At 62.9% G+C, this 23,896-nt stretch carries 20 protein-coding genes and 1 pseudogene; 8 read left to right on the forward strand and 13 right to left on the reverse strand.

The window, feature by feature from the left end; all coding sequences use genetic code 11:
* Positions 1-31: 31 nt before the first annotated feature.
* The gene (locus AB5Y51_RS08895; RefSeq protein WP_368178324.1) at positions 32-2,419 is read right to left on the reverse strand and encodes a diguanylate cyclase; all 2,388 of its coding nucleotides are present in this window, start codon (positions 2,417-2,419) and stop codon (positions 32-34) included.
* A 468-nt stretch (positions 2,420-2,887) separates the two neighbouring features.
* Here AB5Y51_RS08895 and AB5Y51_RS08900 point away from each other — a divergent pair, with 468 nt between their 5' ends.
* Both AB5Y51_RS08900 and AB5Y51_RS08905 read left to right on the forward strand, forming a co-directional pair.
* Positions 2,888-3,901 (forward strand): lipoate--protein ligase, encoded by a 1,014-nt coding sequence (locus AB5Y51_RS08900; RefSeq protein ID WP_368178300.1) that lies wholly within the window; start codon positions 2,888-2,890, stop codon positions 3,899-3,901.
* A gap of 176 nt (positions 3,902-4,077) precedes the next feature.
* Positions 4,078-5,772: pseudogene (locus AB5Y51_RS08905) on the forward strand (aspartate aminotransferase family protein).
* A 74-nt stretch (positions 5,773-5,846) separates the two neighbouring features.
* On the opposite strand, the gene AB5Y51_RS08910 reads toward AB5Y51_RS08905, so the two are convergent.
* From AB5Y51_RS08910 to AB5Y51_RS08940, 7 genes are all read right to left on the reverse strand, one after another.
* Positions 5,847-6,224, reverse strand: a complete 378-nt coding sequence (locus tag AB5Y51_RS08910; protein ID WP_368178301.1) for a copper-binding protein — start codon at positions 6,222-6,224, stop codon at positions 5,847-5,849.
* 46 nt (positions 6,225-6,270) lie between these two features.
* The gene (locus AB5Y51_RS08915) at positions 6,271-9,393 is read right to left on the reverse strand and encodes an efflux RND transporter permease subunit (protein WP_368178302.1); all 3,123 of its coding nucleotides are present in this window, start codon (positions 9,391-9,393) and stop codon (positions 6,271-6,273) included.
* A 73-nt stretch (positions 9,394-9,466) separates the two neighbouring features.
* Positions 9,467-10,999 (reverse strand): efflux RND transporter periplasmic adaptor subunit, encoded by a 1,533-nt coding sequence (locus AB5Y51_RS08920; RefSeq protein ID WP_182951599.1) that lies wholly within the window; start codon positions 10,997-10,999, stop codon positions 9,467-9,469.
* 285 nt (positions 11,000-11,284) lie between these two features.
* Entirely contained in the window at positions 11,285-11,773 is a 489-nt protein-coding gene (locus tag AB5Y51_RS08925) for a hypothetical protein (RefSeq protein WP_368178303.1), read from the reverse strand.
* Positions 11,774-11,956: 183 nt separating this feature from the next.
* On the reverse strand, positions 11,957-12,763 hold the full coding sequence (xthA, locus tag AB5Y51_RS08930) for an exodeoxyribonuclease III (protein ID WP_010673667.1): 807 nt from the start codon (positions 12,761-12,763) through the stop codon (positions 11,957-11,959).
* 252 nt (positions 12,764-13,015) lie between these two features.
* Positions 13,016-13,978, reverse strand: a complete 963-nt coding sequence (locus AB5Y51_RS08935) for an ion channel (RefSeq protein ID WP_069785315.1) — start codon at positions 13,976-13,978, stop codon at positions 13,016-13,018.
* 60 nt (positions 13,979-14,038) lie between these two features.
* Entirely contained in the window at positions 14,039-15,685 is a 1,647-nt protein-coding gene (locus tag AB5Y51_RS08940) for a response regulator (protein ID WP_042014219.1), read from the reverse strand.
* Between the two features lie 270 nt (positions 15,686-15,955).
* Here AB5Y51_RS08940 and AB5Y51_RS08945 point away from each other — a divergent pair, with 270 nt between their 5' ends.
* A complete protein-coding gene (locus tag AB5Y51_RS08945; RefSeq protein ID WP_039039212.1) occupies positions 15,956-16,381 on the forward strand; it encodes an Hsp20/alpha crystallin family protein in 426 nt (141 codons plus the stop codon).
* 41 nt (positions 16,382-16,422) lie between these two features.
* Here AB5Y51_RS08945 and AB5Y51_RS08950 read toward each other — a convergent pair whose 3' ends face one another.
* Positions 16,423-17,466 carry an FAD:protein FMN transferase gene (locus AB5Y51_RS08950; protein WP_319869667.1) on the reverse strand — a complete coding sequence of 348 codons (1,044 nt, stop codon included), beginning with the start codon at positions 17,464-17,466 and terminating at the stop codon, positions 16,423-16,425.
* 299 nt (positions 17,467-17,765) lie between these two features.
* Between AB5Y51_RS08950 and azu the strand changes: the two genes are divergently transcribed.
* On the forward strand, positions 17,766-18,206 hold the full coding sequence (gene azu, locus AB5Y51_RS08955) for an azurin (protein ID WP_041213229.1): 441 nt from the start codon (positions 17,766-17,768) through the stop codon (positions 18,204-18,206).
* A 55-nt stretch (positions 18,207-18,261) separates the two neighbouring features.
* On the opposite strand, the gene AB5Y51_RS08960 is transcribed toward azu, so the two are convergent.
* The 3 genes from AB5Y51_RS08960 to AB5Y51_RS08970 all read right to left on the reverse strand — a co-directional run bounded on the left by AB5Y51_RS08960 (position 18,262) and on the right by AB5Y51_RS08970 (position 19,933).
* On the reverse strand, positions 18,262-18,717 hold the full coding sequence (locus tag AB5Y51_RS08960; RefSeq protein WP_052130404.1) for a PD-(D/E)XK nuclease superfamily protein: 456 nt from the start codon (positions 18,715-18,717) through the stop codon (positions 18,262-18,264).
* A 101-nt stretch (positions 18,718-18,818) separates the two neighbouring features.
* Entirely contained in the window at positions 18,819-19,382 is a 564-nt protein-coding gene (locus tag AB5Y51_RS08965) for a HutD family protein (RefSeq protein WP_257726141.1), read from the reverse strand.
* A 128-nt stretch (positions 19,383-19,510) separates the two neighbouring features.
* On the reverse strand, positions 19,511-19,933 hold the full coding sequence (locus AB5Y51_RS08970; RefSeq protein ID WP_050498310.1) for a MarR family winged helix-turn-helix transcriptional regulator: 423 nt from the start codon (positions 19,931-19,933) through the stop codon (positions 19,511-19,513).
* Positions 19,934-20,014: 81 nt separating this feature from the next.
* On the opposite strand from AB5Y51_RS08970, the gene AB5Y51_RS08975 reads away from it, so the two are divergent.
* The 3 genes from AB5Y51_RS08975 to AB5Y51_RS08985 all read left to right on the forward strand — a co-directional run bounded on the left by AB5Y51_RS08975 (position 20,015) and on the right by AB5Y51_RS08985 (position 21,843).
* Positions 20,015-20,314, forward strand: a complete 300-nt coding sequence (locus AB5Y51_RS08975) for a DUF3861 domain-containing protein (protein ID WP_041214821.1) — start codon at positions 20,015-20,017, stop codon at positions 20,312-20,314.
* Positions 20,315-20,446: 132 nt separating this feature from the next.
* On the forward strand, positions 20,447-21,418 hold the full coding sequence (locus AB5Y51_RS08980; RefSeq protein WP_069785312.1) for a nucleoside hydrolase: 972 nt from the start codon (positions 20,447-20,449) through the stop codon (positions 21,416-21,418).
* Positions 21,419-21,513: 95 nt separating this feature from the next.
* Entirely contained in the window at positions 21,514-21,843 is a 330-nt protein-coding gene (locus AB5Y51_RS08985; protein ID WP_039039207.1) for a DUF3634 family protein, read from the forward strand.
* Positions 21,844-21,933: 90 nt separating this feature from the next.
* Here AB5Y51_RS08985 and AB5Y51_RS08990 read toward each other — a convergent pair whose 3' ends face one another.
* Entirely contained in the window at positions 21,934-22,842 is a 909-nt protein-coding gene (locus AB5Y51_RS08990; protein WP_039039206.1) for a LysR family transcriptional regulator, read from the reverse strand.
* A 119-nt stretch (positions 22,843-22,961) separates the two neighbouring features.
* On the opposite strand from AB5Y51_RS08990, the gene AB5Y51_RS08995 reads away from it, so the two are divergent.
* Positions 22,962-23,405, forward strand: a complete 444-nt coding sequence (locus AB5Y51_RS08995) for a carboxymuconolactone decarboxylase family protein (protein WP_103260469.1) — start codon at positions 22,962-22,964, stop codon at positions 23,403-23,405.
* The last annotated feature ends 491 nt before the right edge of the window (positions 23,406-23,896 follow it).

Genomic DNA, 23,896 nt, shown 5'->3' on the forward strand with positions numbered 1-23,896 from the left:
ACAGGGGGCACGTGCCCCCTGTTTTCGGGTCTCACACCGCCTCGCGGGCATCGCAGGTTTTCATCAGGGGGAAATAACGGCGATCCGCCTGGCTCATGTGACCCACGACCAGCTCCTGAATGATGAAGTTGAGCAGGGCGTCGTTGCCAAGGGTGCCCGCCTGTGCGGCCGCCATCAGCTGACCGGCTTTTTTCAGCAGATGCTGGTGCTCCTGGCGATGGGCCGCCAGCTCCTCATAGCCATATTGCGCGAGGACCTGCTCTTCGAGGAGGAAGTGCTGGCGCGCCATCTCGAATATCTGCGCCATGTCTGCCAGCAAGGCATCCGGATGGATGCCGGGATCCTGCATGTGCTCGAGCAAGCGGTTGGCCAGCAGGTAGAGCTGGCGGTGGTCCGCATCGATGCGGGGGTGGCCGCATGCGTGGGCGGGCTGCCATTGCAGGGTGCCGGGGAGGGGATCCTGCCCGGTGGAAAACAGGCAGACCCTGCCCCGGCCATGGTGCTTGGCTTGATACATGGCCTGATCGGCGTGGTGCATCAGGGTCTTGGGGTCGGTGCCGTGATCCGGATAGAGGGCGACCCCTATGCTGCCGGAGATGCGCAGCGCCTGCTGCTCAAGCTGGAAGGGGTGATGCAGGCAGTGGTGCAGCTTGTCGGCGACCGCGAGGGCCGAGGCATCCGTATCGGGCAGCATGATGACGAATTCGTCCCCCCCAAGGCGTGCCACCAGATCTTCTTCCCTGACGCACTCCCCCATGCGCTCGGCCACCAACTTGAGCAGCAGGTCGCCGGTTTCGTGGCCGAAGGTGTCATTGATGGGCTTGAAGTGGTCGAGATCGATGAAGACCAGGGCCAGGGGCTGCTGGGGAGCCTGCTCCAGGGTCTCCTTGAGCCGCTGTTGCAGCAGGCGGCGGTTGGCCAGGCCGGTGAGGGGGTCATAGAAGGCGAGGCGGCGCATCATCTCCTCCCGGGCCGAACGTTCGGTGACATCCCGGGTCACCCCCAAAATGGCGTCCGGTCTTGTGCTGGCGCTGCCATGCAAGGTAGTGACCGTCTCGATGGCCACCAGATGACCCTGCTTGTGGCGCAGCTGGGAGTGGATGACGCACCGGGTCTGCCCATGATCCCCCCGTTGCCAGGCCTCGAGGGAGGCGGTGATGCCGTCGCGAAGCTGTTTCCAGGACTCATCGGGGAGCAGCTGGCGCAGGGAGAGGGCAAAGAGTTCGGCGGGCTCATAGCCGCTCAGGGACGCGATGGCGGGGCTGATGTAACGAAAACGCAGGCTGTCGGTGTCCATGGTCCAGATCACGTCGCCGCTGTTCTCCGCCACGAAACGGTAGTGCTGCTCGCGCTGGGCCAGTTCCCGGGTGAGCCGCTGTCGGTCACTGGCCTCTTCCCGCAGACGCAGATAGAGGTGCAGGAAGACGCCGAGCAGGGCCAGCAGGGAGAAGGAGATCAGCATGGCGATGGCCACGCTCCTGTCGAGCAGTTGGCGCTGCTGGCGAAGGCTCGCCTGGGTACTGTTGTAGAGGAAGGGGGTGAGGTTGGGCACCGCCTTGATCATCCCGGCCTCCTGGTAGGTGCGGGCGATCTGCTGCCAGCGATCCTGCTGCATGTAGCCGGGCTCGATGATGTCGGGCTGCATCAGGGCCCGGGTTTCACGGGCCTCGAAGGCGAGCGCCTCACGCCCGGCCCCGCTGGGGTAGTGCTCCAGGATCAGGTTGATCATCTCCTCGGGATGATCCATGGCATAGCGCCACCCCTTGAGGCTGGCCTGCAAGAAGCGCTGGACCCGTTCCTGCTGGTTGAAGACCTCATTTTCCGAGGTGAAGAGGTTGTCTCCGTAGAAGTCGTACCCGATGTCGCGGGGACTGAACACCCGGTAGGGAATGCCCTGTTGCTGCAAGGTGAAGGGCTCGGTTGTGCTGTAGGCGCTGATGGCGTCCGCCTGGCCCCTCAGCAGTGCTTGGACCCCCCGCTCGTAGGGCAGGGTATCCCACTGCCGGCTGCGGGTGTAGCGATGCAGGTAGGTGAGCAGCTCGTTGGAGCCGGGTTCGAGCATCAGCCGCTTGTTGGCCAGATCGCCCGGGGTCTGGATATCCGGCCGCTCCAGGGTGATGAGCATCAGGGGGGAGTGCTGCAACATGGCGGCGAGCACCACCACTGGGCGGCCAGCTGCCCGGGCCAGCAGCAGATCACTGCCGCGGATGCCGAACTGGGCGCGACCCGTGGTGACTTCATTGATGACGTCGGTGCCCGGCCCCGCCTCCCGCAGGGTGACCTGCAGACCGGCCTCCCGGTAGAACCCCTTGGCGATGGCGGCGTAGTAACCGGCAAACTGGAACTGGTGCTGCCAGGGAAGTTGCAGGATGACGCGCTCATCCGCCCTGAGGTCAGCCGTGGTCAGGGTGGCAATCATCACCCAGAAGGGCAGAAGCCAGCGTACAGGCTGGCGAGATGCATCGGACTCCGTCATACCGCTGTTCTCTCGGGAGGTGCTCTTCTGGCTAGAGTCAAACAATTTCCTGCCATTCGCAAGGGGAGCAGGCCCCAATAAGATGGGGCGCGAGAGGCAGTAAAAGTCATTTTTGTGTCATTCATCACGCCAATGGGCGTCACGGCTCGTTTTGAAACCTTGTCAACCCGTCACCGGCCCGGTGACAAGGGCATAAGGTGTCATTCCAGGAGGGATGGCTGCCGCCTCTCTTCTCGCCTGTTAATGATAAACTGCGTGTTTTCGGCGACTCCCGCTTGTCTTCTCCTGTCGTATCAGAAGTTGATGCTCTTGCCCCGATCGGGTGTCGACCTGTGGCGGTCGGGGGACGCCTTCCTCCGTTCAGGGTGGTATGGTAGTCATCCGTTTCCTGTTTTCCGAGAAGGTCCTGTCATGTCTTCCTTGCGCCTGCTGCTCTCCGACTCCCACGATCCCCTGTTCAACCTCGCGGTGGAGGAGTGCATTTTTCGCCAGATGGACCCGGCCCAGCGGGTGCTGTTCCTGTGGCGCAATGACAATACGGTGGTGATAGGCCGGGCCCAGAACCCCTGGAAGGAGTGCAACACCCGCCGCATGGAAGAGGACGGGGTGACCCTGGCCCGGCGCAGCAGCGGGGGTGGCGCCGTGTTCCACGACCTTGGCAACAGCTGCTTCACCTTCATGGCGGGCAAGCCGGAGTACGACAAGAGCATCTCCACCGCCATCGTGCTGGACGCGCTCAAGCGGCTCGGGGTGGAGGCCTTCGCCTCGGGCCGCAACGATCTGCTGGTGGCGGCCCCGGACGGGGATCGCAAGGTGTCGGGCTCGGCCTACCGGGAGACCCAGGATCGCGGCTTTCACCACGGCACCCTGTTGCTGGACGCAGACTTGAGCCGGCTCGCCAACTACCTCAACCCGGATCCGAAGAAGCTCGCGGCCAAGGGCATCAGCTCGGTGAGAAGCCGGGTGGCGAACCTTGGCGAGCTGTTGCCTGGCCTGGGTCATGAGCAGGTGGTGCAGGCCCTGTGCGACGCCTTCTTTGCCCATCACGGTGAGGTGGTGCAGCCCGAGCACATCTCCCCCGAGCGGATGCCCGACCTGCCCGGCTTTGCCGAGACTTTTGCCCGCCAACGCAGCTGGGAGTGGAACTTCGGCCATGCTCCCGCCTTCAGCCACCTGCTGGAGGAGCGTTTCCCCTGGGGCGGGGTCGAGCTTCATTTCGACGTGGAAAAGGGGGTGATAGGACGGGCACAGATATTCAGTGACACCCTGGACCCTGCGCCCCTGGATGACCTGGCCGCACGCCTGCCCGGGGTGGCCTATCGTCCCGAGGCCATCGACGAGTTGTTGCGTCAGTGGCGGGCGACGTTTTCGGCCAACCCCGAGCTGGAAGGGTTTTCGGCATGGCTGCTGACCGCCCTGCGCTGACCTTGCCCATGCCCAGGATCACAAGATGAACAGGGGAAAAGAGGGGAGAGGGGGCACGGCGCCCGTCAGGGCGCCAACATGACAAAAAGTAGGGCAGATCATTAGTTATTGTCTCTGTTGATAGAGGTGTCACTGGAGTATAAAAACCGCACCTCAGCAGTATCAATGGTATAAAAATGAATCACTTGGTCTATCTGAAAGATGAGGGCGTCAACGCCGTCTCCCCTGAATTCGCCCGCCGTTTTGCCACCGTCAAAGCCCACTTCTTCTCCCGCAATCCCGATCTCTGGCCGGTCTTTCGCGAGCCCGGCTTTGCCACCCTCAACGAGTTTCGCGCCCGTGGACTGGCGCCGGATTCGCGGCTCACTGCCTGGCCCGATGGCCGCGCCCGTCTGGCGGATCTCTGCGAGACCATGCCGGTGCCAGCCACCATGCGCACGCCGGGGGAGCCCATGGCCGAGCTGCTGTTTGCCGGCGCCTTGTCAAAGGACTGGGAGAACCCCTCCAGCGTCGAGAACGTCATCACCATGTCGGCGGATCCCGCCATCTATGGTGCCCAGATGGGCATATTGGCCAACCCCAACCTGGTCTACTCCGAATACGCCGGGGTGGCGGAGGAGCTGGAGAAGAAGGTGGTGCGCCAGATAGCGTTGCTGGCGGGTTACGACCCGGCCCGCGCCACCGGCATCTTCACCCAGGGGGGGACGTTTTGTAACCTCTACGGCTACCTGCTCGGCATCCGCAAGAGCCTGCCACAGGCCAAGCACAAGGGGCTAGGCCATTATCAGGACTACCGCATCATCAACTCCCAGGGCGGTCACTACTCCAACATCACCAACCTCTCCCTGCTCGGGGTGGACATCGAGAACAAGACCATCCGCATCCAGGTCGGCGAGAACAACGACATCGATCTCGACCACCTCGAGCGTACCCTGACCGCCTGCTTTGCCCTTCATCACGTGGTGCCCACCATCATGCTCACCATGGGCACCACCGACACCTTCGGGGTGGATAGGGTCAAACCCGTGGTCGAGCTGCGGGATCGCCTCTGCGAGCGCTTCGAGGTGGCGGTCAGGCCCCACATCCACGTCGACGCCGCCATCGGCTGGTCGATGATCTTCTTCCTGGATTACGACTTTGCCGCCAACCCGCTCGCCATCAACGCCGCCACCCTGGCGGGGATCGCGCGCAACGTGAGCCGCTTCGCCTAGCTCAGATACGCCGACTCCTTCACCGTGGACTTCCAGAAGTGGGGCTATGTGCCCTACACCTCCAGCCTGGTGATGATAAAAGAGCAGAGCGATCTCAAGGCGATGGAGAACGATCCGGAGAACTTCTCCTACTTTGAGCGGGACATCCAGGGTCAGACCCACCTGCAATCCACCATCGAGTGCTCCCGTGGGGCGAGCGGCCTGTTCGGTGCCTATGCGGCCCTCAACTACCTGGGGGTGGAGGGGTATCGCACCGTGCTGGCCCACTGCCTGCAAAACGCCAACTATTTCCGCTTCCGGTTAAGCCAGCTCGGCAACGTCAAGCTGGTGGCCCAGGAGAATCAGGGGCCCAGTGTCGGCTTCAAGATCTACAACCCCGAGTGGGTGCAGGACCCGGAAGCCGAATTCGCCTTCGAGCTGGCCCGCAGCCCGGATGCGGCCTACAAGGCGCGGCTGGCCCGCAACACCGAGTACCACCGCAGCCTGTTCAAGGGACGCGGCAAGGTGGGGCTCTACACCAACTGGGTGGAGGCGGTGGCGCACTCGGAATACGACGAGCGTGGCAAGTACTCCTATATCGCCGGGGAGAAGGCGGTCTTTATGAACCCCGCCTGCACCCGCGAGCAGATCGACGCCTTTATCGCGCATATTCGTGGCTGACAGAGCCACATGTTGTGATGTCATAAATAAAGACGGCGGGATAATCCCGCCGTCTTTTACTGAAATCAGTCTGCTTACTGTTTCTGGATGGCGGTCACGGTGAGCTTGCCGGCCGGGTTCTCGGCGTGAAAGCGCACCGCATCCCCCACCTTCAGATCCTTGAGCAGGGCCGGATCGGCCACCCGAAAGACCATGGTCATCGCTGGCATCTTGAGGTTCGCGATGGCCTCATGCTTGATGCCGACCTTGCCGTTGGCGGCATCGAGGCGGGTGATGGTCCCCTTGATCAGGGTCTGCTCGGTTTGCATGGCGGCCATGTCGTGGCCCTCATGGTTCATCCCCTCCATTTGCGCCATGTCGTGCCCCTGGTGGTTCATCATCTCCTCTGCCTGCAGGCTGGTGTGGGTGGCAAGGCCCAGCAGCAATGTCAGGGTCAGCGTCTTGTAGTTCATGGTGTTTTCCTTCAATCGTTCAGTCGAAAAGGGTTGGGAAATCGGGTCATTCGGATTGTTGATAAGCAGGCAGGTTGCGGCTGCGCCAGAGGTAATAGGCCGCAGGCAGCACCAGCAGGGTCAGCACCAGTGCCGTCACCATGCCGCCAATCATGGGGGCGGCGATGCGCTGCATCACCTCGGAGCCGGTGCCCTGGCTCCACATGATGGGCAACAGGCCGGCAATGATGGTCACTACCGTCATCATCTTGGGGCGCAGGCGCAGGGCGGCGCCGTGGATCACCGCCCGGTGCAGGCCCGCCTGGTCCGGCTTGCCGCAGGCGACGAGGTCATCCCAGGCGTGGTTGAGGTAGACCAGCATCAAGACGCCGGTCTCCACCGCGACGCCTGCCAGGGCGATAAAGCCCACCCCGACCGCCACCGAGAGGTTGAAGTCCAGCAGCCAGAGGGTCCAGATCCCGCCCACTACCGCGAGCGGCAAGGTGGTGAGAATGAGCAGCACCTCCTGGACGCGGCGAAACGCCAGATAGAGCAGCAGCACGATAATGGTGACGGTCAATGGCACCACGTAGGCGAGGCGCGCCTTGGCCCGCTCCATGTATTCGAACTGACCGGACCAGGTGAGGGCGTAGCCCGCCGGCAGCACCAGCTGTTTGTCCACCTCGGCCTTGGCCTCTGCCACAAAAGAGCCGATGTCGCGGCCGCGAATATCGACGTAGACCCAGCCGTTGAGGCGCGCGTTTTCACTGCGCAGCATGGGCGCCTCGTCGCTGATGTAGACCCGCGCCACGTCCGCCAGCGCGATGCGCGCGCCGCTCGGGGTCACCAGCGGCAGCAGTTCCAGGCTGGCTACCGAGTCGCGATAGCTTTGGGGGTAGCGCAGGTTGATGGGGTAGCGCTCGCGCCCCTCAATGGTCTGGCCCACCTCCATGCCGCCCACCGCGGTGGCGAGCACCGCCTGCACGTCGGCGATGTTGAGACCGTAGCGGGCAGCCTTGAGTCGGTCGATGTCCACCTTCACATAGCGGCCACCGGCCACCCGCTCGGCATAGACCGATGAGGCGCCCTCCACCTTGCCGACGATCTGTTCCAGCTGCTGGCCGAGCTGCTGGATCACCTTGAGATCCGGCCCCGCAATCTTGATGCCGACCGGGGTCTTGATGCCGGTAGCCAGCATGTCGATGCGGGTCTTGATGGGGGGGACCCAGGCGTTGGTGAGGCCGGGGAAGCGGATGAGGGAGTCGAGCTCCTCTTTGAGCTTCTCCGGGGTCATGCCGGGGCGCCATTGATCGCGTGGCTTGAGCTGGATGCTGGTCTCCATCATTACCAGATCGGCGGGGTCGGTGGCCGACTCGGCGCGCCCCGCCTTGCCGAACACGTTCTGCACCTCGGGCACGGTGCGAATGAGCTTGTCGGTCTGCTGCAAAATCTCCCGCGCCTTGCCCACCGAGATATTGGCTGCGGTGGTGGGCATATACATGATGTCCCCCTCATCGAGCGGCGGAATGAACTCGGAACCCAGATACTTGAGCGGCCAGAAGCCCGCCACCGTCACCACGGCGGCGATGGCCAGGGTGGTTTTCGGACGGGCCAGCACGGTCTTGAGCAGCGGCACATAGCCCTGGCTTAGCCAGCGGTTGAGCGGGTTGGCCTGCTCCGCCAGCACCTTGCCACGGATGAAGTATCCCATCATTACTGGAACGAGCGTGATGGCGAGCCCGGCCGCGGCGGCCATGGCGTAGGTCTTGGTGTAGGCGAGCGGGTGGAACATCCGCCCCTCTTGCGCCTCCAGCGCGAACACCGGCAGGAAGCTGATGGTGATGATCAGCAGGGAGAAGAAGATGGCGGGCCCCACTTCGATGCTCGCCTCGGTGATGATGCGCCAGCGGTTCTTGTCGGTGAGCACCTCCCGCTCCATGTGCTTGTGGACGTTCTCGATCATCACGATAGCGCCATCCACCATGGCGCCGATGGCGATGGCGATGCCCCCCAGCGACATGATGTTGGCGTTGATCCCCTGCAGGTGCATCACGATAAAGGCGGTCAGGATGGCGATGGGCAAGGAGATGACCACCACCAGCGACGAGCGCAGGTGGAACAGGAAGGCGAGGCAGACCAGCACCACCACCGCGAACTCCTCCACCAGCTTGCCGGAGAGGTTGTCGATGGCGCGCTGGATAAGGTCGGAGCGGTCGTAGACGGTGACCACCTCCACCCCCTCCGGCAGGCTGCTTTTCAGCTGGGCGAGCCGCGCCTTGACCCCGTCGATGGTGTGCTGGGCATTCTCGCCGTAGCGCATGACGATAATGCCGCCCACCACTTCTCCCTCGCCGTTGAGCTCGGCCAGGCCGCGTCGGCTCTGGGGCCCGGTGATCACATCTGCCACGTCACCCAGCAGCAGCGGGGCGCCGCGCACATTGGTACCGAGCGGGATCTGCTTCAGATCCTCGACGCTCTTGAGATAGCCGTTGGAGCGCACCATGTACTCCGCTTCCGCCATCTCGATGACGGAGGCGCCGGTTTCCTGATTGCCCTGCTTGATGGCGGTCTCGATTAGGGAGAGCGGAATGCCGTAGGCGCGCAGCTTGTCCGGGTCGACCCGCACCTGATACTGGCGCACCATGCCGCCCACGGTGGCGACCTCGGAGACCCCGTCCACCGTCTGCAGCTCGTACTTGAGGAACCAGTTCTGCAGGGAGGTGAGCTCGCTGAGATCATGTTTGCCGGTTCTGTCCACCAGGGCGTACTGATAGACCCAGCCCACCCCGGTGGCATCGGGGCCGAGCTGGGGGCGGGCGGAGGCGGGCAGGTTGGGTGCGACCTGGCTCAAATACTCCAGCACCCGGGCGCGGGCCCAGTAGAGGTCGGTGCTGTCGTCAAACAGCACATAGACGAAGGAGTCACCGAAGAAGGAGTAGCCGCGCACCGTGGTCGCCCCCGGCACCGCCAGCATGGCGGTGGTGAGCGGGTAGGTCACCTGATCCTCCACCACCTGAGGCGCCTGGCCCGGGTAGGCCGTCTTGATGATCACCTGCACGTCGGAGAGATCCGGCAGGGCGTCCACCGGAGTCTGCTTCACCGACCAGAGTCCCCAGGCGGTGAGCATGAGGGTCAATAGCAGCACCAGAAAGCGGTTGCCGATGGACCAGCGAATGATTGACGGGATCATGATTGGGCTCCTTGCTCATTGGGTGCAGAGAGCTGAGCCTGTTTGTTGGCAACGTAGCGAATGATGGCAGGGATCATGACTTCTTCTCCATCTCGGGCATCGCCATCTGATGCTGGCTATGGTCCATGCCTTCCATCTTGCCCATCTCATCTGCCACAGGCTTGGCGTCGCCGTCAGTAGCGGGTGACTTCTCCTGATGGATAGTGGTGATGCGGTACTCATCACCCTCCTGCATTACTTGCAGATGGAGGGTCTGCCCCTCGGCCAGCTTGCTGATATCGACCCCATCTGCCACGGTGAACTCCATCTCCATGGCGGGCCACTGCCACTCGGGGATGGGCTGGTGGGAGACCATCAGGGTACGGTTGGCCAGATCGATGCTTTCAACCTCCCCCTGGGTCCACACCTGGGCGGGGCGTACCGCCGTCATGCGCTGGAAGTCAGAATCGATGGCCGATTCCGAGTCGAGCAGGAACTGGGCCGAGCTGACGATGTTATCCCCAGCCTCTACCCCTGCCTTGATGGCCACCTTGTCGCCAAACTGGGGGCCCAGAGTGACGGCGACCGACTTGAAGTTGCCATCCCCCAGCGCCAGCACCAGCCGGTCCTGGCTGCCGGTGCGGATCACCGCTTCGCTCGGCACCACCAATTGCGGCTCTCCCTTGCCCGCCTGAATGGTCACCTTGGCGAACATATTGGGTTTCAGGAACTCGTCCGGGTTGGCAAAGCGCAGCCGTACCTTGAGAGTACGGGTGGTGGCATCCAGAGTCGGGTAGAGGTAATCGACCCGGCCCTGCCAGTGGCGGCCGGGGGCATAGTCGAGGGTCATGGTGACCGGATCGCCTACCTTCAGCTGGGCCGCCTGACGCTCGAACACCTCGGCACTCACCCACACCTGCTTGAGGGTACTGATGTTAAAGAGCGCCGCGGCGGGCTCCACATACTGGCCTTCGCGTACCTTCAGCTCGGAGACATAGCCGCTGCTGGGGGCATAGATGCGCACCGTCTCCTGCACCTGACGGGTGCGTTTGAGGGCCGCTATCTGATCCGCCGGTACCTGCAGGGACTTGAGCTTGCCTTCGGCGGCGCGCAGCAACAGAGGGTTGCTGGTGTTGAGGGCGAGCAGATACTCGTGCTGGGCGTTGACCAGATCCGGGGCATAGAGCTCGTAGATAAGGCTTCCCTTGCTCACCTGCTGTCCCTCGCTCTTGATGGCGAGGGTGCGGACCCAGCCCGCCATGCGGGCGTTGACCGCCTCCAGCCTGTCCTCGTCATAGCCGACGTAGCCCACCGTCTCGATCTGCTGGTGGATGGGGAGCTTCTCCACCTTGGCGAGCCGCACCCCAAGATTCTGCTGGATCTCGGGGCTGATGGTGACTGTGCCCGGTGAGCCGCCCTGTTTTTCCTCATAGACGGGGATGAAGTCCATCCCCATGTTGTCCTTGGCTGGGCCGTCGCGCTTGTCGCGGGGATCCATGGGGTTGACCCAGTAGAGCGGCGTCTTCTCTTTGGCGGCGGGGCCTGCACCGGTCTGTTTGGCGGCCCAGTAGCCGCCACCGGCGCCGAGGGCGAGCAGCAGGGCGGACATCAACAGCGTCTTGTTCATGACAAGCCTCCGACGCACAGGAGGCGAAGGGGGGACTGGCACGGCCGCGTGCAGGCAGACCGGATAACGGGGGTGGATGACATGATATCTCTTCTCTTCTGTCAGGCCGCCTGTGTGGTGGTGTGCGCGGGCAGGGCATCACCACGAGGCGGCAAACGGGGCGTTGCTGACGAGTCAGCGAACGCACGGCTCCCTGTTACTGGCGGGGCCAGTCGTCACAGGGTCAGGCAAGGCGGCAGAAAACGGGCAAGCCGAGGCTTGTCGCTGCCGCGAGAGAAGCGCTTTCTAGTGGCGCAGCACCGACAACATCAGGTGTCGGCGTGGCCAGGAGGGAGGGTGGGTGCCGCGGGATCGCAGGAAGGGATCCCGCAACCAGTTGTCCAGCAGGGGGGCGAGGCGCCACGAAGGGAGCAACAGCAGGGGAAGCAGCAGTGACAGCAGCAGGCCGAGCAGGGGCGGTGCACTGGTGGCGCCGAAGGCGCCGCTCTGCATCTGGCACTCCTCCCCGGGCGGGGCCGCCTCACTTTGGGGGCCGCCGTGGCAGGAGAGGGAGGCTGTGTCGGCCTGGTGCATGGCGGAGTGCTGCACAGGCTCGCTCTGGTGCCGTCCATGAGACAAGGGGAGCTGCGCCGGAGTCAGGATGGATGCGGATGCGTCACTTGGCAGGGCGGTGGCCGCCCCATGCCAGCCGATGCACAGGGTGAGATTGCAGACGAGCATCAGCCCCAGCAACAGCCGGGCGATGAAGGTGGTGGGCAATCTCGATGAGAGCATGGGTGGTTTCCCTGTGACGGATGGGCCGAATCTAAACCTTGCCGAAAGGAGAAGGTCAAGGCCTGGCAAGCGCCGTCTGCCTGGGAATTGACATGAATTAAGAAAGGGCGGGGCAGTGAACAAAAAAAGCCCCCGCATGGGCGGGGGCCGGGGCTTTTGGCGAGGGCGAGCCTGGCGTGGGGATCAGGCGAAGCAGGTCCAGATGGGGGCGTGATCCGAGGGCTTGTCGATGCCACGCAGCTCGTAGTCGATGCCGGTCTCGGTCACTTTGTCCTTGAGGGCGTCGGAGGCCATGATGAGGTCGATGCGCAGGCCCCGGTTCTCGTCAAAGCCCCTGGAGCGGTAGTCGAACCAGGAGAAGCGCTCGCACTCGGTGGGGTTGGCGGCGCGGAAGGTGTCGGTGAGTCCGAACCCCTTGAGCCGCTCCATCCATTCCCGCTCGATGGGCAGGAAGGAGCACTTGCCATCCCGCAGCCAGCGCTTGCGGTTCGCCTCGCCGATGCCGATGTCGAGATCCGTGGGGGAGATGTTCATATCCCCGATCAGCGCTATCTGGTCGTCCGGGGTGTGGTGGGTCTCGAGGTAGTGCTGCAGGTCCTCATAGAACTTCTGCTTGGCCGGGAACTTGGTCTCATGATCCTGGCTCTCCCCCTGGGGGAAGTAGCCGTTCATCACCTTGATGACGGAGCCGTCTTCCCGCTTGAAGCTGGCCATGATCATGCGGCGCTGGGCATCTTCCGGATCGGTGGGGAAGCCCTTTTGCACCTCGATGGGAGCCTGCTTGCTCATGATGGCGACCCCGTAGTGCCCCTTCTGGCCGTGGAAGACCACGTGGTAGCCCATGGCCTCCACGTCCGCGACCGGGAAGGCTTCGTCGTGCACCTTGATCTCCTGCAGGCCGATCACGTCCGGCTGGTGCTTGTCGATAAGGGCTTGCAACTGATGAAGACGGGCGCGCAGGCCATTGATATTGAAAGAGATGATCTTCATGTTCGGGGTGCTCATGTCGTTTTTGTTCGTCGCTTATTGGACTAGGAATCCGCGATGGATGCAAGTTCGGGGGCTGTGACTGGCGCAGCGGCTCGGGAATCTGTTCACGATCTGTCGCGAGAGTCTGTCAGCAAGGTGACGCGCAGCAGAGGAACCTGAGTGCATATGTATACATGAGAGCGCCTGGCGACACATAAGCGAGCAGCACATGAGCCTTGGAAGCGGCCTCCCAGCAAGATCGTGGACAGGTTTCTAGCGGGTCATCTTCTTGACAAACACCACCACGAACAGTGCCAGCGTGAAGCTGCCGGTAAAGGCTTCGAAGGCGGCGAAGATCCGCGACAACCCCACCGGGGTGAAGTCCCCATACCCCAGCGTCGTGAAGGTCACCACGCTGTAGTAGAGGCACTCCATCAGGAAGATGGCGTTCTGCTCCAGGGGGGCGTCCGGGCGATAGATGAGGTGGGTGCCCGCGAAGTTGAGGCCGCAGAAGAAGTAAAAAATGCTGCAGATGACGATGAGCAGCAGGGAAAAAAGCACCACCCGCATCGGGGCCTCGCCGTAGCCGCAGAAGAGATCCACTATCCAGGAGGCGAAGCGGCGGTAGGACCAGAACGGCATCTGCAGGCGGCGCATGGTGAGCTCCTGCTGGATGTAGCGACCGGACATGGTGAAGATGCCCTGGGCCTCGGAGGCCTTGCGCAGATCCCGGTAGGTCTCCTCCGCCTCCTTGAACCAGACGCGGGCCTGTGCCGGGTCCCGCTCGCGGCGCCCCTTTCTGTCCTGCATCAGCCGCTTGCCCGTTTCCAGGTTGTCGAGGCGGGTGTTCTTCCAGCGGATGCCGAGCAGGTTGACGTCGTCGAGGGTGGCGCAGTGGAGGTTGGCTTCGCTCAGATCGGCCTTCATCAGGCTGCCGCCCTTGATGCGAATGCCGTAGAGATGGGCCCCCCGCAGGTTGGCGCGATAGAGGTTGCACTGCTCCAGCAAGAATCCCTCCGGACCCTGTCTGTTCACCAGGTTGAGATCCGCCAGCTCGGCGCGGGCCAGTTGCAGGCCGTGGCACAGGCCTCCCTGGCGCACATAGCGCTCCAGCGCCTGGGCGGTATCAGGGGTGTTGTGGGCCGCAGCGGGGTCGTGCCAGCGGCAGAGATCATGATCCCCTGCCTCTTCGGTGCAGTGGCGGCCATCGGCCACCAGGTATCGGCACATTGCCATGGTGTTGCCCCTCCCTTCCCTGAGTCAGTATCAGCATAGGTGAGGGGAGGAGGGGGGATATCAGCTGTGCTGATGATATTCCTGGCGCAGCTTGCGAAAACGTTCCTGCTGGGCGGGGTTGAGGGGGATGCCCTCCAGCACCTCCAGGGTCTCCTTGCACTCGGCGCCAAACTCCGGGCTCTTGCGGTTCTTCTGCATGAGTTGCAGCAGCACCTGGATCTTGTTGAGGGCGGCGCCGGTATTGGCGGGCGCCCGGCGCAGGGCCTCGCGAAAGTGGCCGAGGGCCTGCTCCAGCTCCCCGGCCTGATAGGCCTTGATGCCCAGATCGTTGAGCTGCTGATAGCGCTGGCGCCGCTCCTGCACCGTCTTGTCATCCCGGGTCACCTGGATGCAGGTGGTGAGCAGCCGATCCTCATCCTCCGCCAGCAGGGATTGCAGGCTCTCGGCGTACTCGAACTCCCCGAGCTGATAGAGGGCGAGTATGGTCTCGCCAAGGAGGGCCGGAGGCATGGTGGCGGGCTCGTCCAGCCAGTTCTGGTTGGCGCGATAGAGCATCTTTTTGCCCTTGAGCAGCTCCCCCAGGGCGATGCGCACCCGGGCCTGGCAGATCTGCTCGAACACCGGGTAGTTGAACTCCGACATCATCAGGGAGTCGCGGATGCGCGACAGGGCGGAGTTCACCTGCTTTTGCAGGTTGGCGATGTGGTAGCCGTCGTTGCTGTTGAGGGCATAGAGGGTAAGGGTCTGGATATAGGCCCCGAGATAATGTGGCGTGCGGTGGATTGAGTTGCGCGACAAGTCGATGAGGGCGAGCAGCACGTCCTTGGCCTGGGCGTAGTCGTGCCGTTGCAGGCACACCTCCGCCAGACGGCGGGAGAGCTGCACCGATTGGGGAGAGATGTCCACCGCCCGGCGCAGCTCCTGCTGGGCCTGCTCGTCATTGCCCAGCGCCAGCAGGGATTCCGCGAGCCAGAGGTAGGCCTCCACCATCAGGGGGGTGTGTTTCAGGGTGGCTTGCAGGTGGCTTACCGCCTCCTCGTGCAGACCCAGGGTATGGCACGCCTTGCCCAGGGTGAGGCGAGCCCAGCTGTTCTCCTGCCCCGCCAGCAGCTGGCGCATCAGGCTGCGGGCCTCCTTGGCCTGGCCCAGCTTGAGCTGGGTATCGGCCTGCAGGCAGCGGCAGAAGTTGGCAAAGCGGGGCACCGCGTCCGCCTGTTTGGCACAGGCCTCCACCAGGGCGGGCAGATCGTCCCGGGTGAGGGCGCTGAAGACGCTCTCCAGAGCCTGGCGCCGGGCGAGGGCGCGTTTGAGGCGAAACGAGAACTGCTCCTGGGAGAAGGGCTTCATCAGGTATTCGTCGGGCTCGGCTTCCAGCGCGCTCAGCACCATGGCGCGGGAGCCGTCGCTGCTGACCATGATCACCACGCTCTGGGGCGGAATGAGTTGCTGATCCCGCAGGCTTTCCAGCAACTGGCGGCCGTTCTCGCCCGCCCCCAGCTCATAGTCGAGCAGATAGATGTCGAAGCTCTCTTTCTGGCAGCGGCGGCGCGCCTCGTCGGCGGAGTTGGTGTAGGTGATGCGGTTGATGCCGATGTTGATCAGCATCGCCTTCATCATCATCTGGAAGGAACGCTGTTCGTTGACCAGCAGGATGCGCTTGGGCTTGGGCTGGGGTTTCTTCTCGGGTACGGAGTCCGGTGTCTGCATCTGTCTGGCATCAAGGCGCTACGGGCTGGTGGGAGAAGTGTGCCACCAAAGTCCGCAGGCAGGCAATTGCACATGGGGAGGCCCCCCGGTTTTACCCGCAGACCTTGGGTGAAAAAAAGGGTGTCTTGCCTTTGATCCCGGTCAAGGGAAGGCGAGTTGGCACTGGCAGGCGACGTCCCGGTTTTTAGACTTGAAGAGCGTCAGCATGCGGGAGGCGGCAGAGGGCAGGGTGCCCGTCTGCTCCCTTGCCCGCTCACAAGGAGGGATCAGATGAGTTTGCTACCAAGTCGCACCAGCCTGTTTGATGATCTGTTCCACGACATGGCCTCCGGCTTCTACATCCGCCCCCTGCACGGGGACCCGTTGCCCAGCCAGATCAAGCTGGATCTGCGGGAGAGCGGGGATGACTACCTGCTGCAGGCGGAATTGCCCGGGGTGGCGAAGGAGGACATCCACGTGGACGTGCACGGCAAGCTGGTGACCCTGAAGGCGGAGATCCGCCAGTTTGACAGCCAGAACAAGGATGAACGGGCCCTGCGCAGCGAGCGCTACTATGGCAGCGTGTCGCGCAGCGTCGAGCTGCCGGTGGAGGTGTCGCCAGAGCAGGTGAGCGCCCGCTTTGACAACGGCATCCTCACCCTGCGCCTGCCCAAGCAGGCGGCCAGCCCCGCGCCCCACCGCATCCCCATCGAATAGGCGGTCAGTGAACGATGCCCCGCACTGCGGGGCCTCGTCATTCAGGGCTGCTTGCGCACCAGATAGGGAGCAAACTCGGGGGTGTGGCTGGCGGCAAAGCCCGTGGCGGTCTTCTCGATGAGATAGACCGCCAGCTTGTGCTCCCTGGCAAAGGCCATCGCCCGCTCGGGGCCCATCACCATGAGGGCGGTGTCGAGGGCATCGGCCTCCAGGGCCGTGGGGGTGATGACGGTGGCGGAGACCAGCTTGTGGGTCACGGGCTCGCCGGTGGCGGGATCGATGATGTGGGAGTAGCGCTTGCCGTCGAGCTCGTAATAGTTGCGATAGCTGCCGGCGGTGCTCACCGCCATGCCGTTCGGGGTCACCACGTCCTCGATGGCGCCCGGTCTGTCCGAGGGCTCGACGATGGCTACCCGCCAGGGATTGCCCTTGTCGTTGTGCCCCTTGCTGCGCACCGCCCCCGCCACTTCGATGAGGTAGTTGTGGACCCCTTTTTGCTCCAGCAGCCCGGCTATCTCGTCGGAGGCTGCCCCCTCGCCCAGGGTGGAGAGATCCAGATAGAGGTCTGGGATGGCCTTGCCGAGCAGGAAGTGATCCCCCTCGGGGGTCAGGGTGAGCTTGTCGATGCCGACCCGCTCCCGCGCCTTGGCGATCTGCTCTGCGCCGGGCCGCCTGACCGGGCGCTTGTCCGGCCCGAATCCCCACAGATTGACCAGGGGGCCCACGGTGACATCGAGAACCCCCCGGGTGAGGTGCCCGGCGTCAATCCCCTGTTGCACAATCTTCGCCATGGTGGCCGGGATGACCTGGGGGGGCTGCCCCGTTCCCTGATTGAAGCGGGAGATGAGGGAGCCCGGATCATAGGTGGAGATCTCCTTGTTCAGGCGTGCCAGCAGCGCCTCCACCTCCTGTTGCAGAGCCCCCTGTCCGCCGGGGAAGGGGTCGCTCAGGGTCACCGCATAATAGGTGCCCATGGTGTTGCCCTGGATGCGGGTCTGGGTCGGGGCCGGCTGGCAGGCGCCAAGCAGCAGGATCAGGGAGAGCAGCAGGGTGCGCGCCAGCGCAGGCGCAAAGGGGAACTTCATCTCTCATTCTCGCGGGAGTCATCGACGGGGGAGCAGCTTAGCCAACGGCTGTGGTGCTGGCGAGTGGCCGTGGGCGGGAAGGCCGCAAATAATTAAGCCGGAGGGGAATTTGATCAACCCGCTTTGGGCCCGGGGTCGGGAGAAAAGAAGTGACCGGGCCCGCAGGCTGGCCCAAAAGCGGTCGTCCTTCGGTGACATTTGAATACAATGAAGATCGATCCTGACAGCATCTTTGCGGGTCGCGCCCATGGGGGCGAGATGCCTGTGCTGTCATCCTTCGTCAATCAAAGGAGAAAATGATGAAAAAGGTGTTAACCCTGCTGCTTCTTGGCTCCCTCGCCACCCCGGTCCTGGCCGACGAGTGCGCACTGGTGATCGAAGGCAATGACGCCATGCAGTACAACCAGACCGCGATGAGCGTGCCGGCCACCTGCAAGGAGGTGACGGTGACCCTCAATCACACGGGCAAGCTGCCGGTGGCCAACATGGGCCACAACTGGGTGCTGGCCAACACCGCCGACTATCAGGCCATCGCCACCGCCGGCATGAGCGCCGGGGTCGATCACGACTACCTGCCCAAGGATGACCCCAGGATCCTGGCCCACACCAAGTTGGTGGGGGGCGGCGAGAGCACCAGCGTCACCTTCAAGACCGACGGCCTGGCGGGCAAGGATCTCACCTTCTTCTGCTCCTTCCCGGGCCACTTCGCCCTGATGAAGGGCAGCTTCAAGGTGGGGTAGGCCGCCATGGCCTGACAGGAAAAAGCCGGGGTATCCCGGCTTTTTGTTTTGACCCTTATAGCCAGAGGGTAAACTCCGCCAGGTCATAGCATTTGATATTCTTTTCTGCGCACTTCGTTGCTTCAGACTTCAACCATTCGAATGCTGCTTTTTTGTGCCCTTGGCCTTCAATCAAGATAATGACATTAGGTTCTGGTGCTTTATGGGCACTTTGTAAAAAGAAAGGAAACTTACGGTCAACTGAGCCTGAAACCTGTTGTTGGTGAGGTTCCACTCTAGTCAAGCCATCGAGTGGATGGTTAATGACAAAAGCACTAAAGGCTTTCAATCCATACAGATCTTCGTAGGGGACTCTAGTCTTGAACGTCTTGGGAATAGCAAGGTTATTTCCTTCTGCATATTTAAATTCCTCTAAGATGCCCCTTATTTTTGTCTGCAACTGTTGATTACTTTTTTCTTCTTCAGTACTGAGCTCAGGTGGTGCTTCAAATCCGTCCAATGTGTATTGCATAGGATCTCTCATCACATAAACCAGAGAGACCCATGCTACTCCCATGAGGCCAAATATCAATCTGCAGATGATTTTTTGGCCTAGTCATAAATGGGCTGCGGTTATTGTACGTTTGCTTGCAGGGTAAAGAAGGCGAGGGTGGTCTTCTTGCCGCACTCGAAGCGGATGCTCTCCTCCCCCTGCACCGCCAGGGTCTCGCCCGGTGCGACCTGTTGCCCCTGCACGGTGAGCTGGCCCTCCAGCAGGTGGCAGAGGTAGCACTTGTCCGCCTCCAGGGTGAGGCTGAGGGGGAAGGGCAGGTTCAGCACCCGCACGTTGGCGCTGATGCGCGCCGGGTGGTAGATGAGCCCGAGATCCGTCACCTCTTTTTTCAGCAGCTCGCAGCGGGTCTCGTCATCCCCGCTGAAGTGGGCCGCCTCGAAGGTGGCGTAGGGGTGGCCGTTGAGCACGAAACCGGCACCGCTGACGGGCAGCAGGATGCGCTGGTAGCCGGGAAAGCGGGAGAAACTCCCCGCTTCCTTGATGGGGGCCGAGCTCAGCCGATAGTCAAAGTCGAGCTTGTCCAGGGTCGAACCAGGGGGGGAGATCAGGATCTGGGCCGTGGTGCCCTGCCTGTTCTTCCAGGGCATTTTCAACTGGTCGGACTCTTTAATCAGGGTGATCACGATGGCGCCTCGGCGGGAAGGGGAGAGTGGGGCCAGTGATACCATCTCCGGGAGTGGCTCACAAGGCGCCGCCAGCGCAGGCCGCGCTGGTTGGCCACAAATCAGGCAGCGGGCCCCTGACGCTGACCCTAATCGGTCGACTCAAGCCCTTTTTCTATCTTGTCCAGCAGTTGCTGCAACTGCGCTATCTCCGCCGGCGTCAGCAGGGAACACAGCCGTTCGTCGAGCCGTGCGGCCTCCTGCTCCCCCTGGTTGACCCGCTCGCAGGCCAGCGGGGTCAAGGCCAGACAGATGCTGCGTCTGTCAGTGGGATGGGGCCGCTTCTCGATGAGCCCCTGTTTCTCCATCTCCTGCAGCAGGCGCGTCACCTGCGCCTTGTCGCGGCCCGACCGCTGCGCAATGAGCTGCGGCGTGGCGGGATCCAGCGCATGGATCAGTTGCAGCACCTTGTAATGGAGGGGGCTAAGGGCGATCTGCTGTGCCCGGAAATGCTGCGTCATGGCGATTTTGTACTGATCGAGGATCCGGAAGAGGCGGTTTGACAACTTCATGGTTGATAAAGTCAACTTAAAAGGGTTTAATTGATTTTATCAACCATATGGGTAAAAGCCCAGCCCGAGAGGAGATGAAAGATGCCACACACCTATCGTGTACAGGTCCAGGCGCTGGACCGCGAGGTGCCCCCGTTGCAGTTCGACTGCCAGAATCACGACGACATCTTTGCCATCCTGGCGCTCAGCAAGGGGAAGCTGCCCATGTCGGAGCAGGAACATCAGGCGTTTATCGTCGGGTTGAAGCTGTTTGGCGAAGTCATGATGCAGCATCGCAAAGAGGAGCTGTTCAAGGGGTTTCTCCCCCATTTCAAGCAATTCATGGGGCAACTGAAACGCACCGCCAGGGGAGAGGAGGCGGTGGTCGCCCCTTCCGAGTGACTCCTGCCCTGACCCCAGGGGCGAGTGCTCCCGCCAGGATGCCTGATGCAAAGGAAACCCCGAGGTTGTGATCCCGGTGCTGTCAAAGCGGCGACGGCCCGCTACACTGGCCTCTCGTTTCACGGAGGACCCATGACCCACAAGATCATTCTGGATACCGATCCCGGCATCGACGATGCCATGGCCATTCTGTTTGCCGAGGCGCACCCCGCCATCGAATTGCTCGCCATCACCACTGTGTTTGGCAATGCCACCATCGAAAACGGCACCCGCAACGCCCTCTGGCTCAAGCAAAAATATGGCATGAAGGCGGACGTGGCCCGGGGCGCCGCCGCGCCGCTGCTGCGCGAGCCCGTGGGCCCGACCACGGTGGTGCACGGCCCGAGCGGGTTTGGCGACGTCCAGGCGGGGGAGGTGACCCTCATTCCGGATCCCCGCCCGGCCTGGCAATACATCGTCGAGACGGTGAAGGCCCACCCCGGCGAGATCACGCTAGTGACCATCGGGCCCCTCACCAACCTGGCGCTGGCGCTCGAGGCGGCCCCCGAGGTAGCCGCCCTGGTGAAAGAAGTGGTCGTGATGGGCGGCGCCTTTGGCGTCAACGGCCATCGCGGCAACGTGACCCCCTATGCCGAGGCCAATATCCACGACGATCCCGATGCGGCGGACCGGGTCTTCACCGCCCCCTGGCCCCTGGTGATCATCGGGCTCGACGTCACCCAGCAGAGCATCTTCACCGCCGACTATCTGGATGCCCTGCGGGACGATGCGGGGGAGCCGGGCCGCTTCCTGTGGGATGTCAGCCGCTTCTACCTGCGCTTCTATTCCGAGCGCATCGGCATGGCGGGGTGCCATGTGCACGACCCCTCCGCCATCGCCTATGTGATCGATCCTGCGCTGTTCACCCTGCGCAAGGGGCCGGTGCGGGTCATCACCGAGGGGCCCGCCATCGGCCATACCCTGCAAAAATTTGACGACACCCGCCATCCCCATGACGAGTGGGCCCACTGCCCGGCCCAGCAGGTCGGGGTCGCGGTGCGGGATCAGGCCCTGCTCGCCCTCTATCGGGATACCCTGGTGGCCTGGGGCCAGGGGCGCCGATAAGGCCCGGCAGTGAGTGAAAGCGTGATGGCGGCCGGGTCATGGTGAGGCGCCCCCGGTTATACTGGCGAACATCGGGTTGACGGGAGGAAGACGCAATGGCCTGGTTGTCTCTGTTGGTGGCGATAGCCCTGATCGGGTGGTTGATGACGCTGGGGCGCGGTGCCCTGTTCGAGGTCCGGCTCGCGCCGGGCAAGGTGGTGGTGAAACGGGGCTCGGTGCCGCCGCGCTTTGTAACCCAGGCGACCCAGATCCTGCACCATGAGCCGGTGCGCGGGCGCATCCTGGGCCTGCGGGACGGCAACGGGGTGAGGCTGGTCTTCTCCCGCTCCATCCCCGAGCCCGTGGCCCAGCGCCTGCGCAACATCTTCCCCTACGGGGATTACCGGGGGCTCTCCCCGAGCCCTGACGGGCGAAAATCACGCTGAGCGGTCGCCGTGGCGACCCTCATTTCCAGACGCCGGGCCCTGTGCCCGGCGTCTGCGTTTTCAGCGTTTCGCCAGGAGGCTCTGTTGCGGTCAGCGCGGCCCTTGCAAGGGCCTGATCGCCTCGACCAGAAAGTCGATGAAGGCGCGGGTCTGGGGTTTGAGGAAGCGGCCGCCACGAAACACCGCGTGGATCTCGTCCTGGCGATCCTCGTAGGGGGAGGCGAGCCACTCTGGCAGCAGCGGCAGCAGGGTGCCCTCGTCGATGCTTTGCTGCACCATCCAGCTCGACAGCAGCAGCACGCCGCACCCCGCGAGGGCGGCGCAGAGCAGGGGCGTGCCCCCGACCGAGGCGAGGTTGCCCTGCACCGCCACCTTCTCGCGCTCCGTGCCCTGCTGGAAGTACCAGTGCTGGCGCTGGCGCCCATGGCCGCGAATGAGGCAGTTGTGGTGGGCCAGCTCGGCGGGATGGGCGGGTTCGCCATGGCGGGCCAGATAGGCGGGGGAGGCGACCAGCAGCGAGCGGTTGGTGAGCAGATGGCGAGTGTGCAGGCTGCTGTCGGCGGGCTTGCCGATGCGCACCGCCACGTCCACGTTCTCGGCATCGAGATCCACCATGCGGTTGTCCAGCGCAACCTCCAGGCGCACCCCGGGGTAGCGGGCGAGGAAGTCGGGCAGGCGGGGAGAGAGCCAGGATGCGCCGAAGCTCTCGAACACCGAGACCCGCAGCGGCCCCTCTGGCGCCACCGAGAGGGGTTGCAGGGATTGCACCAGCTGATCCGCCTCCTCCAGCAGGGGCAGGGAGCGGGCGAGAAAATAGGCGCCCTGCTCGGTCAGCACCAGTTGGCGGGTGCTGCGCTTGAAGAGCGGGATCCCGAGCTGCTGCTCCAGGGCGTCGATGGCACGGGTCACGGAGGAGGGGGCCTGGTTGAGGGCGCGGGCGGCACGGGAGAAACTGCCCGATTCCACCACCTGGGCCAGGATGCGGATGCGATCCAGCATGGATTCACCTTTGCGATAAACGCAAAACTGTTGCAGGTTATGACGATATTCTAATCAACAATGAAAAAGTGAACAATCAGCTCACCGCCCCATCCGGGGTCCATCACCGGAGTCTTGCCATGTCACACCGTATCCAGCTCGCCAACCAGGTGCCCGCCGCCGTCTCGGCCATGATGGGCCTTGAGTCCTACCTCGGGGGCACCGACATTCCCCTGTCGCTCAAGGAGCTCATCAAGCTGCGCGCCTCCATGATCAACGGCTGCGCCTACTGCATCGAGATGCACGCCGACGTGGCGATGAAGCACGGGGAGAGTGCCCAGCGTCTGCTGGCGCTGGCCGCCTGGCAGGAGTCGCCGCTGTTCGACGCCCGGGAGCGGGCGGTGCTGGCCCTGACCGACGAGGTGACCCTGATCGCCGACAAGGGGCTCACGACGCAGACCTATGAGGCGGCGCTGGCCCAACTGGGGGAAACCCTGCTGGCCCAGTGTCTGGTGCAGGTGGTCACCATCAACGCCTGGAACCGGATCGCCGTGGCGACCCGGATGGAACACAATCACTCCTGACTCCGACTCCGAGGGAGGGAGAGAAAACGATTGTCAACGGGCCCGCACAAGGGCCCGTTTTGTTACGAAGTGTGCCCTCTGGTGCCAGGGGTTGCGACCGTTGTCGGGGGGCGGGAAGTTAATCATACATTCGTTTGATTAATTATTTTTTTTATCTTCCCCGAAAAATACCCATCCAGATCAAGGTGTGGAAAAATGACCTGTGAGTCGAAAAGGGGCTGTATGGCTCTTTTTTGATCGCAATGGCGGGTTAAAAACAGACCATATGGATCTTTTTGGTTAATTGGTGGTCACTTTTGGTGGCGCGAGAGATTAACGGAAGATGAATTGCCGCGGTGTAACTTGAATAAATTGGTCATTGTCAAGGGATTAACATCTGATGCCGCTTTCCATCACCTTTTGAACATTTTTGGGATTAATTTTTCATGTTGTTCACATGCCGGTCTGATGCAATAAAATGCTGCATTTTTTTATACCAATAAGCCTTCAAA

The organism is Aeromonas sp. R7-1 (assembly GCF_040908115.1).
In the GTDB taxonomy this organism is placed as follows: Bacteria; Pseudomonadota; Gammaproteobacteria; order Enterobacterales; family Aeromonadaceae; genus Aeromonas; species Aeromonas caviae.

Coding starts and splice junctions, on each gene's coding strand:
- AB5Y51_RS08895 (WP_368178324.1), bottom strand. CDS start 2,419: ATGATTGCCACCCTGACCACGGCTGACCTCAGGGCGGATGAGCGCGTC.
- AB5Y51_RS08900 (WP_368178300.1), top strand. CDS start 2,888: ATGTCTTCCTTGCGCCTGCTGCTCTCCGACTCCCACGATCCCCTGTTC.
- AB5Y51_RS08910 (WP_368178301.1), bottom strand. CDS start 6,224: ATGAACTACAAGACGCTGACCCTGACATTGCTGCTGGGCCTTGCCACC.
- AB5Y51_RS08915 (WP_368178302.1), bottom strand. CDS start 9,393: ATGATCCCGTCAATCATTCGCTGGTCCATCGGCAACCGCTTTCTGGTG.
- AB5Y51_RS08920 (WP_182951599.1), bottom strand. CDS start 10,999: ATGAACAAGACGCTGTTGATGTCCGCCCTGCTGCTCGCCCTCGGCGCC.
- AB5Y51_RS08925 (WP_368178303.1), bottom strand. CDS start 11,773: ATGCTCTCATCGAGATTGCCCACCACCTTCATCGCCCGGCTGTTGCTG.
- xthA (WP_010673667.1), bottom strand. CDS start 12,763: ATGAAGATCATCTCTTTCAATATCAATGGCCTGCGCGCCCGTCTTCAT.
- AB5Y51_RS08935 (WP_069785315.1), bottom strand. CDS start 13,978: ATGGCAATGTGCCGATACCTGGTGGCCGATGGCCGCCACTGCACCGAA.
- AB5Y51_RS08940 (WP_042014219.1), bottom strand. CDS start 15,685: ATGCAGACACCGGACTCCGTACCCGAGAAGAAACCCCAGCCCAAGCCC.
- AB5Y51_RS08945 (WP_039039212.1), top strand. CDS start 15,956: ATGAGTTTGCTACCAAGTCGCACCAGCCTGTTTGATGATCTGTTCCAC.
- AB5Y51_RS08950 (WP_319869667.1), bottom strand. CDS start 17,466: ATGAAGTTCCCCTTTGCGCCTGCGCTGGCGCGCACCCTGCTGCTCTCC.
- azu (WP_041213229.1), top strand. CDS start 17,766: ATGAAAAAGGTGTTAACCCTGCTGCTTCTTGGCTCCCTCGCCACCCCG.
- AB5Y51_RS08960 (WP_052130404.1), bottom strand. CDS start 18,717: ATGCAATACACATTGGACGGATTTGAAGCACCACCTGAGCTCAGTACT.
- AB5Y51_RS08970 (WP_050498310.1), bottom strand. CDS start 19,933: ATGAAGTTGTCAAACCGCCTCTTCCGGATCCTCGATCAGTACAAAATC.
- AB5Y51_RS08975 (WP_041214821.1), top strand. CDS start 20,015: ATGCCACACACCTATCGTGTACAGGTCCAGGCGCTGGACCGCGAGGTG.
- AB5Y51_RS08980 (WP_069785312.1), top strand. CDS start 20,447: ATGACCCACAAGATCATTCTGGATACCGATCCCGGCATCGACGATGCC.
- AB5Y51_RS08985 (WP_039039207.1), top strand. CDS start 21,514: ATGGCCTGGTTGTCTCTGTTGGTGGCGATAGCCCTGATCGGGTGGTTG.
- AB5Y51_RS08990 (WP_039039206.1), bottom strand. CDS start 22,842: ATGCTGGATCGCATCCGCATCCTGGCCCAGGTGGTGGAATCGGGCAGT.
- AB5Y51_RS08995 (WP_103260469.1), top strand. CDS start 22,962: ATGTCACACCGTATCCAGCTCGCCAACCAGGTGCCCGCCGCCGTCTCG.